Below are 13,956 nucleotides of genomic sequence, written 5' to 3' on the forward strand. Positions count from 1 at the left end.
CACCGACACCGGGCCACCCCCGCACACCCAAAACCCGCCGTGGTACAGGTGATTTACCGGTCAGATCGTCGAGAGGGGTGGTGGGTCAGCCGCGCAGTTGGGCGGCGGCCTGCTCCGGACGGACGTCGTTGATGAAGACCCCCATCGCCGATTCCGAACCGGCCAGGTACTTCAACTTGTCCACCGCCCGCCGGACGGTGAACACCTGCAGATGCAGGTAACCCAACTCGCGGTCGGCGTGCACCGGCGCCTGATGCCAGGCGGATATGTACGGCGTGCCCTGCGGCGTGTCGAACAGCCGGTCGAAGCGGGCCAGCACGTCGAGGTACAGCGGACCGAACGCGTCCCGCTCGGCGTCGTCGAGCGCGGTGAGGTCCGGCACCTGCCGGTGCGGGGCCAGGTGCACCTCGTACGGCCAGCGGGCGGCCGCCGGCACGAACGCGGTCCACAGGTCGTTCGCGGCTACCACCCGTTCGCCACCGGCTCGCTCGGCGGCCAGCACGTCCGCGTACAGATTGCGTCCGCCGGTCGCCTCGGCGTGCCGTCGGGCGGCGGCCAGCAACGCCCGGGTACGCGGCGTCACGAATGGGTACGCGTAGATCTGGCCATGCGGGTGGTGCAGCGTCACACCGATTTCCACCCCCCGGTTCTCGAAGCAGAACACCTGCTCCACCCCATCCAAGGTGGACAGCTCGGCGGTCCGGTCGGCCAGTGCGTCGACGACGGTGCGGACCCGGGCCGGTGGCAGGCCGGCGAACGAGGTGTCGTGCTCGGCGGTGAAACAGACCACCTCGCAGCGGCCGAGGCCGGGCCGGGCCGGGGTGAACGCGGTGATGGCGGGGTACCCGCCGACCGGGTCGGCGACCCGGTCGCTCAGCGATGGGAACCGGTTCTCGAAGACCGCCACGTCGTAGTCGTACGCCGGAATCTCACTGGACCGGCCCGGCCGTGACGGGCAGAGCGGGCACTGGTCGGTCGGCGGCAGGAACGTCCGGGTCTGCCGGTGTGCCGCGATCGCCACCCACTCGTCGGTCAACGGGTCGTACCGCAGCTCGGAGGCGGGCGGCGGCGGTGGCAGCTCCCGCAGGTCCGGCCCCTGGCGTACCGCGTCGTCGTGCTCGTCGAAGTAGATCAGCTCCCGCCCGTCGGCGAGCCGCACCGTACTGCGTTTCATGTTCTTCCGTTCTTCATCAAGGTTGGTCGGCGATCAGCAGTTCGATGCCGTGGCCGGCGAGGGTGTCGCGGGCGGTCGCGGGCAGCGCCGCGTCGCAGACCAGCACCTGGGCCTCGGCCAGCTCGGCCATCGACGAGATGCCGACGGTGCCCCATTTGGTGTGGTCGGCGAGGACCACCAGGCGACCGGCCGCCGAGATCAGCGCCCGGTTGGTGTCCGACTCCATCAGGTTCGGCGTGGTGTAGCCGGTCCGTTCGCTCATTCCGTGTACGCCGAGGAACAGCAGGTCGACGTGCAGGCTGCGGACGGCGGACACGGCGACCGGCCCGACCAGCGCGTCCGACGGGGTGCGTACCCCGCCGGTCAGGATGACGGTCTGGTCACCGCGACCGTCGCGGTAGAAGACGTCGGCGGCCGGGATCGAGTTGGTCACCACGGTCAGTCCGGCGACGTCGACCAGATGGCGGGCGAGTTCCACCGTGGTGGTGCCGGCGGACAGGGCAACCGCGCCGCCGGGGGAGACGAGTTCGGCGGCACGGGCGGCGATCGCCACCTTCTCGGCCCGCTGCAGCGCGGACTTCGCCGCGAAGCCCGGCTCGTCGGTGGCCCCGGGATCGACCAGCGTGGCCCCGCCGTGCACCTTGGCGAGCAGTCCGCGATCGGCCAGGATGTCGAGGTCGCGGCGGACCGTCATGTCGGAGACACCGAACTGTGCGGCCAGTTCGCTGACCCGGACCCCGCCGGTGGCCCGGACCCGGTCGAGGATCGCGGCCTGGCGTTGCGGAGCCAGCATCAGCCTCCACCCCCACGTGCTCGCACCTAATCAAACAGATCCGAACACTATCGCGCAGTGTCGGCCCAGCGGAAGCCCACTAGCCGCAGATCACCAGGCGGTGGTGTCCGGGCGCGGCGACAGCTGCTGCGGCACGGACCAACCGATGGTCACGGGGTCTCCGTCTCGGGGGTGCGCCAGATCGGCGGACGGCCGAGCCAGCGGGCGAGCTGCGCGTCGTGCGGGACGAAATGGTCGGACAACTCCCGACGGGTACGGGCACCGAGCGGCTCGACCGGCGCGGAACCGACCGGAACCCCGGCGGGCGCGGAACCGACCGGAACCCCGGCGGGCGCGAATCCGACCGACGTGAACCCGCCGGGCAGATCCAGCGGGGCCGGTGGCGCGGTGCCCAGCAGCGGCAGCCCGAGGAATTCGAGCACCTCTGCGTACACCTCGGTCGGTGTCGCCCACAGCCGCTCCGCCTCCACCACATGGATCCGCCCTCGGCCGACCTGACCGGCCAGCCGGTCCAGGTATCCGGCGTACTCGCCCCGCTGGCGGTACGCGTGGTGCTGGTGGGCGAAGCTGCGGTACCCGGCCTCCGCGCCGAGCCGCTCCTCCTGCCCGCGTAGCCGCGCCGACTCCAGCGCCAACGCGCGGGCGAACGACGGCTCCGGTTCGTGGCCCGCGGCCCGCTCGACCCGAAAGTGCGACCAGGCCCGAGCGGCTGGGTCCCGGACCAGCACGAGCAACCGGACGTCGGGCAGGTCCCGGGCGATCCGGACCGCCGCGTACGGGTGGTACAGGTAGTACGGGCTGGTCTCGAAGGCACTGGCGGTGCCGCCGTGGCGTCGCTGTAGCCGTCGGACGGTGCGCTGACGCGGGAAATGCCCCCGGTACCAGTCGATGCCGCGCTCGTACGAGGCGTCGAAGAAGCTCACCCCGTCCCGTCGCGCGGCCCGCAACACCAGCGGGTGCGCGGCGAGCATCCGGTGCAGCCCGGCGGTCCCGCACCGGTGGCCACCGCAGATCAGAAACGACGGCAACACCCGGCCCGGCGCGGTCAGCTGGCTGTACGACCAGGGTCGGGTGTGGGCGATCCGGCGTAGTTGGCGCAGTGGTTGCGGAATCCGGCTGCGAAGCGGCATCCGCTTCTCCTTCCACGCGGTGCGGGAACACCCTCGTGGAGGTAAACGGGCAATCGGCTGGTAGCGGACCGGCCGATCAGCGACTTCCCGTCATCTGGAAATCCGCCGGTCAGCTGGTGGTCAGGCCGGTTGCAGGCGTGGTTCCACCCAGCCGGTCTCGGTCAGGTGGTGCAGCACCGTCTGCACCCCCGCCTCGATTGTCGTTTCGGTGGTGTCCAGCACCAGATCGGCGTCGGTCGGATCCTCGTACGGGTCGTCGATGCCGGTCATCCCGGTCAACTGGCCGGCCCGGGCCTTCGCGTACAACCCCTTGCGGTCGCGGGCCTCGCACACCTGCAACGGAGTCGCCACCCACACCAGCAGGAAACCGGCGCCAGCGTCCCGGGCCATCTGCCGGGCCGCCGCCCGCGCCTGCTCGTACGGCGCGATCGGGCAGCAGATCGCCACCCCCTGATGGCGGCCGATCTCAGCGGCCACCCAACCGATCCGGCGTACGTTGCGATCCCGGTCCGCCTTGGAAAACGTCAGACCGGCCGACAGCTCGCGGCGGACCACGTCACCGTCGAGCAGGGTGATGGTCCGGTCGCCGCTCTCCCGCAGCGCGTCCGCCACCCCGCGGGCGATGGTCGACTTGCCGGACCCGGACAGCCCGGTGAAGAACACCACCAGGCCGCGGTGCCGGCGCGGCGGCCGCGCCCGGGCCAACTCCCGGGCCACCGCCGGGGGAGTGTGCCACTCCGGCAGTGGGAAGCCCCGGTCGAGCAGGTCGTCGATCTCCTCCTGGCTCAACGCCAACCGCCGGTTGCGCGGTGGAATGTCCTCCCGCCAGCGCCACTGACCGTCCCGGTTGTCGTAGGCCAGCTCGCGGGGCACCAGCACCCGGGGGCCGCCGCCGGAGAGCATCTCGCCGGTGGAGAGCAGATGCGTCACGCCGTACGCGGCCGCCACCTTGGCCCGCAGCAGCGCGTCGCGGATCTCGTCGCCGCGGCGGATCAGCGGTACCGCCACCAATGTCGCCGGGGGCATCCGGTCCCGGGCCGCGAAGACCGTCCGGACCAGCACCTCCGGTGGCAGCCCGCTGATTGCGCTGTCGGCGATCGGGATCAGGATCAGCAGGTGCGCGGCGAGCGTGCGGGCCGCGTGCGCGATCTGGGCCAGCTGCGGGCGGTGCAACGGACGGTCGGCGATCACCCCGAGGACCCGCCCCGGCGGCAGCAGCGCCCGTACCTCCCCGGGGTTGCGGCGCAGCCGCTGGAACGGCCCCTGCTGGCCGTCGCCGAGCCGACGCACCCGACCGCCGACCGCGGAGAAACCGTCCCGGCTCGGCCAAGCGTCGACGACGTCCACCGCGGCCACCGGCGCGCCCTCGGCGTCGGTCAGCACCAGCACCCGCAGCAGCGGGTTCGTCAGGTCCAGCCCGGCGATCAGACCGGCCGGTACCTCCAGGGTGACCGGCACCGGCCAGACGGTACCGTCGGCCAGCCGGCCCCGGCTGCGCAGCGAGGTCAGGTCCGCACGGGTGTGGAATCCGCCCAGCGGTGCGTAGGCACCGGACAGGATCAGCTCAAGGTCGGCAAGCTCGAACGGCCGCGGCGTGTACGCCGGCGCGTCCCGCAGCACGTCGTCAGGCAGCACCCAGCCGTCGGTCATCACACCCCCAAGGATCGGTTCACAGTTTCGCAGCCGACCGGCCGTGGGTCGAGACTGGCACGGCGAGTCTGTGGCCATAGCGTGATGTCGCGGCCGCGCTACGCCAGGAGACCATGATGATCGTCCACCGCCACCGGACACGCCGGTGGCCGTACCGAACCCCTAGTGGTGGGGACCCGACCATGCCTCAGGGAACGTCCAGGGGGAATCCCCATCCCGCAAGGTGCCCGGAGTTCCTACGCTGACACGGTGAACCTCATCCGAACCGATGCGCTGACGAAGACGTACGGCGGGCGGGTGACGGCCCTGGCCGACCTGACCGTCGAAGTCCAGCCCGGCATCGTCGGCCTGGTCGGTGCCAACGGCGCCGGCAAGTCGACCCTGATCAAGATCCTGCTCGGTCTGCTCGCACCGACCAGCGGTCAGGCCCGGGTGCTCGAGCTGGACCCCACCACCGACGCCGACGCGGTCCGCGCCCGGGTCGGCTACATGCCGGAGAACGACTGCCTGCCGCCGGACCTCAGCGCCGCCGAGTTCGTCACCCACCTGGGGCGGATCAGCGGGCTGCCGCGCGCCGCAGCCCGGGAACGGGCCTCCGAGGCGCTGCGCCACGTCGGGCTCTACGAGGAGCGCTACCGCCAGATCGGCGGCTACTCCACCGGCATGAAGCAGCGGGTCAAACTGGCCCAGGCACTGGTCCACGACCCGGACCTGCTGCTGCTGGACGAGCCGACCAACGGCCTCGACCCGGCCGGCCGCGACGCGATGCTGGCACTGATCCACCGCATCGGTGCCGAGTTCGGCATCTCGGTGGTGGTCTGCTCCCACCTGCTCGGTGAGGTGGAGCGGATCTGCGACTCGCTGATCGCCATCGAGGGCGGCCGGCTGCTGCGCTCGGCGCAGCTCGCCGACATGACCACCGCCAGCGACGTGCTCGCCGTCGAGGTCAGCGAAGGCACCGAGGCGCTCGCCGCCCGACTCGCCGCCGAGGACCTGCTGGTCACCCGGGAAGGACAGCTGCTGCTGGTGCCGGTGGCCGCCGACGGCGGCACCGACGTGCACGACCGGATCCTCACCGCGGTCGTCGAACTCGACCTGCCGCTGCACCGACTCGACCAGCGCCGGCACCGGGTCGCCGAACTCTTCGCCACCACGGAGGACACCCGTGCCAACGTCTGATCAGCTCACCGTCGCCACCAGCGCGGCCCCGGCGAGGTCCCAGGCCCCGGCCGGCGTCATCCACGACATCGGCTACCAGCGGTACACCGGCACCCGGCTCGGCCGCCGGCACGTCGTCGGCGCGTTGTACGCGCACAGTCTGCGTACCGCCTTCGGGTTGGGCCGCAGCGCCAAGGCCAAGATCTTCCCCTGGTTCATCGTCGCCATCGTGGTGGCGGTCGCCGCCGGTCTGGTCGCCATCCGTACCCAGATCGGCGAGGTGCTCCTCAGCTACGCGCAGTTCGCCGACGCGATGAGCTGGCTGGTGATCTTCTTCGTCGCGGTGGTCGCCCCCGAACTGGTCTCCCGCGACCTCGGCAGTGGCGTACTGCCGCTGTACTTCTCCCGACCGCTACGGATCGCCGACTATCCACTGGCCAAGTTCGCCGCACTGGCCACCGCCGTGTTCATGCTGCTCGGCGTCCCGCAGCTGGTGATGTTCCTCGGCGGCGCGTTCACCACCGAAACCGGCTGGTCCGGGGTGTGGAACGAAGTCACCGACCTGGCACCCGGCCTGGTGTACGCCCTGCTGTGGGCCGCCGTGTTCAGCGCCATCGGGCTGACGGTCGCCTCGGTCACCGGCAAACGGGCGTTCGCCGCCGGTGGGGTCGTCGCTGTCTTTCTGATGACCACCCCGATCGTCGGGGTGCTGGGGGTGCTGCCGTCGGTCACCGCCAACCAGCTCGCCGGCCTGGCCGCCCCGTCCACCCTGGTGCAGGGCACCGGCCTGTGGCTGTTCCGCGATGCCCTGGTGACCAGTCCGGATGGCGGCGGGATCGGCATCGGCGACTTCGGCCCGGTGTACGGCCTGGTCACTGTCGCGTTGATCGCCGGCTGTGTCGTAGCCCTGCTCGCCCGCTACCGGAAGGCAGCCCGTCGATGACCACGCCAACCTCCACCACCGCTGCCGAGGCGCCGGCCACTGCGACCGCTGTCAGCGTCGCCGGGCCGGTGGCCGCCGGCACCGGCAGCGCCGTCGAACTGGCAGGGGTGTCCCGCTGGTACGGCAACGTCGTCGCCGTCAACGACATCAGCATGACCCTCGGCGCCGGCGTCACCGGGCTGCTCGGCCCCAACGGCGCCGGCAAGACCACCCTGCTGCACATGATGGCCGGCTTCCTCGCCCCGTCCCGGGGCACCGTCACCGTCGACGGCGAACCGACCTGGCGCAACCCGGGCGTCTACCGCAGACTCGGGCTGGTCAGCGAGCGCGAAGCGGTGCACAGCTTCCTCACCGCGTACGAGTTCGTGCAGGCCAGCGCCCGGCTGCACGGGCTGGCCGATCCGGCGGCTGCCGCCCGGCGGGCGATCGAACTGGTCGAGATGACCCCGGCCCAGGACCGGCGGATCGGCACCTACTCCAAAGGCATGCGCCAACGCACCCGGGTGGCCGCCGCCCTGGTGCACGACCCGGCGGTGCTGCTGCTCGACGAGCCGTTCAACGGCCTGGATCCGCGCCAGCGGATGCACATGATGACGTTGCTGCACTCGCTCGGCGATGCCGGCCGAACCATCCTGTTCAGCTCGCACATCCTGGAGGAGGTCGAGCAGGTCTCCGGCACCGTCCAGGTGATGGTGGCCGGCCGGCTGGCCGCCTCCGGTGACTTCCGGACCATCCGCCGGCTGATGACCAACCGGCCGCACGTGTTCGCCGTGCAGTCCAGCGACGACCGGGCGTTGGCGGTGGCGCTGGTACGCCACGACTCGGTCACCGGCGTCGACCTGGTCAAGGGCGGCGGGCTCACCGTACGGGCCGGCGACTACGGCAGCTTCACCCGAGCCCTGCCCCGGATCGCGCTCACCGAAGGGATCCGGGTGCACCGACTACTGCCCTCGGACGAATCCCTGGAGAGCGTCTTCTCCTACCTCGTGGAGGCCTGACAGCCGTGAACTCGACCATCATGTGGATCACCGCGCGTGGGCTGTTCGGCCGCCGCCGGTTCCTGCTCCTGCTGCCGCTGCCGGCGCTGGTGATCCTGCTCGCGGTGCTGTGCCGGTCCCTCGGCGTCGCCCCGAGCAACTGGGCACCGCCGGTGCTGATCGCGCTCGGCCTGGCGGTGGTGCTGCCGGTGGTGGCGCTGATCGTCGGCACCGGCGTGCTCGGCTCGGAGATCGACGACGGCACCATCGTGCACGTGCTCAGCAAGCCGCTGCCGCGCTGGCAGATCGTGCTGCCGAAGCTCGTCGTCGCGGTCGGCGTCACGGCGCTCACCGTGGCGGTGCCGCTCTACGTCGCCGGAGTGCTCGCCGAGTCGGTCCGGCTCGGCCTGGCCCTGGCCGCCGCGAGTGCCCTGGGCGCGCTGGCGTACTCAACGTTCTTCGTGGCGTTGAGCCTGGTCACCCGCAGACCGGTGCTGCTCGGCCTGGTCTACGTACTGGTCTGGGAAGGGCTGCTGGGCAACTTCGTCTCCGGCACCCGGGTGCTCTCCATCCAGCAGTACGTGATCACCTTCGCCGACCGGATCGCCGCCACCCCGCTCTTCGACGGCCAGGTGTCGGTCACCGTCTCGGCGATCATGACCGTGGTGATCGCGGTCGCCTTCACCCTGCTCGCCATCGACCGGCTGCGTTCGTTCAGCGTGGCCGGCGAGACCAGCTGAACCACGCAAGGCCCGGGGGACGCCCGCGCCGGCCGACCAGTCTCCCCACTGGTCGGCCGGCCCGGCGTAGCCGACCAGCCAGCGTGGCCGTAGCCGACCAGCCAGCGTGGCCGTAGTCGGAAAGTCCGTGTCCGGTGGGCCGGGTCAGCCCGTGTTGCGCATGCCGGCGGCGATGCCGTTGACCGTGGTCAGCAACGCCCGCTCCAGCGCGGTGTTGTCACCCGGCGCCCGTCGCGCCCCCGGCGCGGTGGCCACCGTCCGCGTCGCCGCCCCCGACTCGCGGTACTGCTGCAGCAGCGCCACCTGCAGGTGGTGCAGCGGCTCCAGGTAGGTGTCGCGCACCGCCAGGGTGCGCTGCAGGACGTTGTTGTTCTGCAGCAGGCTCGACGACCCGGTGATCGCCAGCACCTCGCGTACGGTCCGCTCGTACTCCTCGGTGATCTTGTCGAAGATCGGCTGCAGCGGACCCGGCACCAGCGTCTCGACGTAGCGCCGCGCGATGCCCAGATCGGTCTTGGTCAGCATCATCTCGACGTTCGACAGGAACGTGCGGAAGAAGTGCCACTGGTCAAACATCTCGCCGAGCACGTCCGACAGGCCGGCCTCGCGGGCGGCCGCCAGTCCGGAGCCGACGCCGAACCAGCCGGGCACGATCTGCCGCGACTGGGTCCAGCCGAACACCCACGGGATCGCCCGCAGCCCGCCCAGGCCGGCGTCGGTGTTCGGCCGCTTGGCCGGCCGGGAGCCGATGTTGAGCGCGCCCAGCAGCTCCGTCGGGGTCGCCGCCCAGAAGTACGCCGGCAGGTCCGGGTCCTCGACCAGCGAGCGGTAGCAGCCGAACGCCGAGTCGGAGACGACGTCCATCGCCGCGTCCCAGTCCTCCAGCAGCTCCAGCGGCTGGCGCGGCTCGGTGTGCAGCAGCGTCGCCTGCAGCACCGCCGCGACCGTCAGCTCCAGGTTCTCCCGGGCCAGGGCGGGGATCGTGTACTTGTCGGAGATGACCTCACCCTGCTCGGTCACCTTGATCGCGCCGTCCAGCGTGCCGTACGGCTGGGCCAGGATCGCCTCGTGGGTCGGCCCGCCGCCGCGACCGACGGTGCCGCCACGACCGTGGAACAGCCGCAGCCGGACGCCGTGCCGGGCCGCCACGTCCCGCAGTGCCCGTTGTGCCTTGTGGATCCGCCACTGGCTGGTGGTGATGCCGGCCTCCTTGTTGGAGTCGGAATAGCCCAGCATCACCTCCTGGACCTCGCCGCGAGCCCGCACGATCGCCCGGTACGCCGGCAGCGACAGCAGCTCGTCCAGCAGCTCGCCGCCGGAGTCCAGCTCGGCCGGGGTCTCCAACAGCGGTACGAAGCCGACCCGGGCCTGCCCGGTGTGCACGTCCACCAGTCCGGCCTCGCGGGCCAGCACCGCCGCCGCCAGCACGTCGTCAGTGCCGAGCGTCATCGAGATGATGTACGACTCGACGACCTCCGGGCCGAAGCGCTGCTGCGACTCGCGGATGGTGCTGAACACGTTGAACGTCTTGCGGGCCGACTCGGTCAACGGAGTGTCGATGCTCGACAGCGGGCGCCGGCCGGTCAATTCGTCAGCCAGCAGCTTCGTCCGCTCGGCCCGGGACAACGTCTTGTAGTCGGTCGCCTCGCCGACGCTGACGTACATCTGGGCCAGCACCGCGTGGTGCGCCTCGGCGTGCTCGCGTACGTCCAGCGTCGCCAGGTGCAGGCCGAACGCCGACACGGTACGGATCGCCGACGCCAGCTTGCCAACCGCGGTCAACTGGCCCGAGTTGCGGGCCAGCGACGCCCGCATCAGCTCCAGGTCCGACAGCAACTCACCGGAGCCCCGGTAGTCCCGACCCGGTACGTGCGCGGTGCCCCGGTTGAGCCGCAGCCGGGTGTTGGCCAGCTTCGCCTTCACACACCGGGCCTTCAGCCGGTACGGCTCCTCCGCGTTGGTCCGCCGGAACCGCTGCGCCACCTCGGGCAGCGCGTCCAGGTCCTTCGCCAGACTGGCCGACAGGTCCAGTGAGACGCCGCGCAGCCGCCGCGACACCGACACCTCGCTGATCAGCGCGTCCATCGCCTCGTCGGTGGCCTGGATGCCATGCTCGTGCTGGATCATCAGCACGTCGCGGGTCACCGCCGGCGTCACGTACGGGTTGCCGTCGCGGTCGCCGCCGATCCAGGTGCCGAAGGTCAGCGGCCGCGACGTCGGTGAGGTTTCCACCCCCAGCTTTCGCAGCGTGTCGGCTAGGTCGCCGAGCACCTGGGGAGCGGCGTCGGCGTACAGATCACGCAGGTAGAAGACGGCGTTGCGGGCCTCGTCGGTCGGATCCGGGCGGTCCAGCCGCAGCTCGTCGGTCTGCCAGAGCAGATCGAGCAGCTCCGCCAGCCGCCGGCTGCTCGCCGAGGTGTGCTCGCTGGCGCCGTACAGCACCGCCTCGGTCATCTCCACGTCCAGCTCGTCGGCGACCGCCCGCAGTTTCGACAGGATCGACCGGCGGGCCGCCTCGGTGGGGTGCGCGGTGAAGACCGGACGCACCGCCAGCCGCCTGGCGGCGGCGGCGATCTCCTCGGCGGCCACGCCGCGCTCGGAGATCAGCGTCGCCGCCTTGTCCAGCCAGCCACCCTGGGTGGCCCGCTGCCGGCGCAGCTCCCTGGCCCGGTGGACCTGCTCGGTGATGTTCGCCAGGTGGAAGTAGGTGGAGAAGGCCCTGGCCAGCTTGGTGCCGGTGGTCACGTCCATCGCGCCCAGCCGGGCGGCGGCGGCCTCGGCGTCGCTGCGCACCTGGGCCCGGATCTCCTCGACCAGATCGAGCAGCGGCTGACCCTCCTGGCGGGCCAGCGTCTGGCCGAGCAGCGTGCCGAGGCGGCGGATGTCCGCCCGCAGCGCCGCGTCCGGCCCGTCATGATCCTGACTGCCACCGGAGCCGTCGAGCCGCTGTCCGTCGCGCTGCGGGCTGTCGAGTCGGGGGGCGTCGGGCATCGGGTTCGTGGACAGCTCGGTCACTGGGCGCTCCTCACGCGAGTACGAGGGACGGCGCTGTCCGACATCTTTGGATGCTATCGGCGATCGCACCCCGGTCGGGGAAACTGGTGAGTCTTGTCTCAAGACTCGGCGTACCGTGCCCGAATGTCGCCTTCCACCCGCCGCCAGCCGTGCAAGTTGCAGCCTGGGGACCGCGTCGCGGTCCTGTCGCCCTCCGCCGGACTTCCGGCCGTTTTCCCCCACGTGTACGAGCTGGGGCTGCGCCGGATGAGGGACGAGCTCGGCCTCGTCCCCGTCGAGTTTCCGAGCACTCGCGCCCCACACGCGTCGCCTGTCGAGCGGGCAGCCGACATCGTCGCCGCCTACGCCGACCCGAGCGTCGCTGCCATCTTCGCCACCGTGGGCGGCGATGATCAACTGACGGTGATTCGTCACCTGGACGACGAGGTGCTGGCCGCCAACCCGAAGCCGTTCTTCGGCTACTCGGACAACACCAACCTGCTGCACCATCTTCACGGCCTGCACGCTCCCTACGGCCCGAATGCTCCGGGGACGGTCGCCTTCCACGGCGGCTCGGTGCTGGTGCACCTGGGCCGGCCGGGTGCCATGCAGAAGATGACGCTGGGGTCCCTACGTGCCGCGCTCTTCACCGACGGCTGGTACGAGCTCGTCGCCTCGCCCGACTACTCCGACGAGCCGCTCGACTGGGCCGATCTCGCCGCCCTGGGAGCGTTGGAGCGGGCGACGCCACCGATGGCGCCGGCCACCGGCTGGCACTGGCACCTTCCGCCTACCCATAAGTCGGCCATCATCGAAGGGCCGGTCTGGGGTGGCAACCTGGAGATCATCTCCTGGCTCGCTGCCGCTGGCCGCCTCGGGGAAAACGCGCGCTATGCAGGGCACATCCTGCTGCTGGAGACGTCGGAGGAGATGCCGTCGGACGTCGAGGTGTACCGCATCCTGCGCAACCTCGGCGAGCGCGGACTGCTCGCCGTCTTCTCCGCCGTACTCGTCGGGCGGGCGAAGGCCTGGGACTTCAGCTGCCGGCGTTCGCCGACCGAGAAGGTTTTGTACGCCGCCGCCCAGCGCGCCGCCGTGATCCGCGCCTTCACCGAATACGGCTCCGGTGCCGTGGCTGCCGGTCACCCCTCGGCTGACGGTCTCGCCTCGGCTGGTAGTCCTGCCGTCGTTGGTGGTCCTGCCTCGGCTGGCAGTCGTGGGCCGGTGATCGTGTTCGATCTCGACGTCGGGCACACCGACCCGCAGCTGATCGTCCCGATCGGCGGCTTGGCCCGGATCGACGTCGCCGCCCGCCGCATCCACGTGCACTACTGACCCGCTTGCCGTGCCACCAAGATCAATGTGAGCGCTAGATACGCTAAAACGGACCGGTAGCGTATCTAGCGCTCACATTGATCTTGTGTTCCGTGTCGTTCGGCGATCGCCTGCCGGACTTCCTGCACGAGTTGTCGGTTTTGTCGTAGTACGTGGTCTGCAGTGAAGCGCAACACCAGCCAGCCGGCGGCCCGCAACGCGTTGTACCGGCTGACGTCTCGGCGGAACGTGCCTCTTTCCCGGTGGTGGTCGCCCTCGTACTCCATGGCGATCCGCCACTGTGGGTAGGCAAGATCGACCCGGGCGACGAAGCGCCCCCGCGAAGCACCGCGCGCCGCCGGTCGTGGCAACGCCCGCTGTGGCAGCACGCGCACTTCGTACTGAGCTGTCGGGCGGGGCAGGCCGGCGTCGTGCAGCAGCAGGCGTAGCCGGGACTCCATCGGCGACTCGGCCAGCGGCTCGGCGAGTGCGACAAGCTCGCGCAGCTGGGGCGCGCCACGCGCTCCGGTGTGACCGGCAAGGTAGTGGCTGAGCGCTTCCCGGCGGACCAACCGGTGGCGGAGCATGGCGTCGAGCGCGGCGAGGGCGTCGGCGCGGGGCAGTAGCCGGCCCAGGTCGAAGGCGGTGCGTACCTCGGTGGTCAGTGGCATCCCGCTGAACGACACGGTGTCGGTCGGATCGAGCGCGATGTGGCTGACTGCAATGCGCGGCTGAGGCGTCGGCCGAGCCGATCGGGGAAGCGTGACGTGAACCGGACTGCGGCGGGGGAGCAGGTCGACACCCCAGAGGTACGCGGCGCTCAGCCCACTGATCGCCCCGCCGCTGGGCAGCTTCAGTGCGACCGCCTCGCACCACATCCGATGGTCGTCGGGTTCGAACGACGCCACGTGGACGAAGACATCGGGGAGCAGGCGTCGCCACGCCGGACCGGTGAGCATCCGCTTGGTGATCAGGCCTGCGGCGACTGCCCGGCTGCCGGAGAACGGGGCAAAGGACAGCTCACGCGGAATCTTGGCGGCGCGGGGCATCGGCAGAGCCTGCCCGAGGCCGAACATCGGCCGC

At 71.1% G+C, this 13,956-nt stretch carries 11 protein-coding genes; 5 read left to right on the forward strand and 6 right to left on the reverse strand.

The window, feature by feature from the left end; genetic code table 11:
* Positions 1-85: 85 nt before the first annotated feature.
* The 4 genes from galT to cysC form a co-directional block, all read right to left on the reverse strand.
* Positions 86-1,174, reverse strand: coding sequence for a galactose-1-phosphate uridylyltransferase (gene galT / locus ACFHVL_RS27270; protein ID WP_416631296.1), 1,089 nt, complete (start codon positions 1,172-1,174; stop codon positions 86-88).
* Between the two features lie 16 nt (positions 1,175-1,190).
* A complete protein-coding gene (locus ACFHVL_RS27275) occupies positions 1,191-1,967 on the reverse strand; it encodes a DeoR/GlpR family DNA-binding transcription regulator (protein WP_416631297.1) in 777 nt (258 codons plus the stop codon).
* Positions 1,968-2,116: 149 nt separating this feature from the next.
* A complete protein-coding gene (locus tag ACFHVL_RS27280) occupies positions 2,117-3,097 on the reverse strand; it encodes a sulfotransferase (RefSeq protein WP_416631298.1) in 981 nt (326 codons plus the stop codon).
* Between the two features lie 120 nt (positions 3,098-3,217).
* Positions 3,218-4,747, reverse strand: coding sequence for an adenylyl-sulfate kinase (gene cysC / locus ACFHVL_RS27285; protein ID WP_416631299.1), 1,530 nt, complete (start codon positions 4,745-4,747; stop codon positions 3,218-3,220).
* 249 nt (positions 4,748-4,996) lie between these two features.
* Between cysC and ACFHVL_RS27290 the strand changes: the two genes are divergently transcribed.
* The 4 genes from ACFHVL_RS27290 to ACFHVL_RS27305 are packed head-to-tail and all read left to right on the forward strand — an operon-like array spanning position 4,997 to position 8,565.
* Positions 4,997-5,926 (forward strand): ABC transporter ATP-binding protein, encoded by a 930-nt coding sequence (locus ACFHVL_RS27290; RefSeq protein ID WP_416631300.1) that lies wholly within the window; start codon positions 4,997-4,999, stop codon positions 5,924-5,926.
* Between the two features lie 58 nt (positions 5,927-5,984).
* Positions 5,985-6,848, forward strand: coding sequence for an ABC transporter permease (locus tag ACFHVL_RS27295; RefSeq protein WP_416631318.1), 864 nt, complete (start codon positions 5,985-5,987; stop codon positions 6,846-6,848).
* The gene (locus tag ACFHVL_RS27300; RefSeq protein WP_416631301.1) at positions 6,845-7,846 is read left to right on the forward strand and encodes an ABC transporter ATP-binding protein; all 1,002 of its coding nucleotides are present in this window, start codon (positions 6,845-6,847) and stop codon (positions 7,844-7,846) included. Before ACFHVL_RS27295 ends, ACFHVL_RS27300 begins: the two co-directional genes overlap by 4 nt.
* Positions 7,847-7,866: 20 nt before the next feature.
* Positions 7,867-8,565, forward strand: coding sequence for an ABC transporter permease subunit (locus tag ACFHVL_RS27305; RefSeq protein WP_416631319.1), 699 nt, complete (start codon positions 7,867-7,869; stop codon positions 8,563-8,565).
* 144 nt (positions 8,566-8,709) lie between these two features.
* On the opposite strand, the gene ppc is transcribed toward ACFHVL_RS27305, so the two are convergent.
* Entirely contained in the window at positions 8,710-11,580 is a 2,871-nt protein-coding gene (gene ppc / locus ACFHVL_RS27310; RefSeq protein ID WP_416631302.1) for a phosphoenolpyruvate carboxylase, read from the reverse strand.
* Between the two features lie 123 nt (positions 11,581-11,703).
* Between ppc and ACFHVL_RS27315 the strand changes: the two genes are divergently transcribed.
* On the forward strand, positions 11,704-12,894 hold the full coding sequence (locus ACFHVL_RS27315; protein ID WP_416631303.1) for an LD-carboxypeptidase: 1,191 nt from the start codon (positions 11,704-11,706) through the stop codon (positions 12,892-12,894).
* 65 nt (positions 12,895-12,959) lie between these two features.
* On the opposite strand, the gene ACFHVL_RS27320 is transcribed toward ACFHVL_RS27315, so the two are convergent.
* Positions 12,960-13,922, reverse strand: coding sequence for a DUF559 domain-containing protein (locus tag ACFHVL_RS27320; protein ID WP_416631304.1), 963 nt, complete (start codon positions 13,920-13,922; stop codon positions 12,960-12,962).
* Between the last annotated feature and the right edge of the window lie 34 nt (positions 13,923-13,956).

It is taken from the genome of Micromonospora sp. LOL_023 (genome assembly GCF_048060115.1).
In the GTDB taxonomy this organism is placed as follows: Bacteria; Actinomycetota; Actinomycetes; order Mycobacteriales; family Micromonosporaceae; genus Micromonospora_E.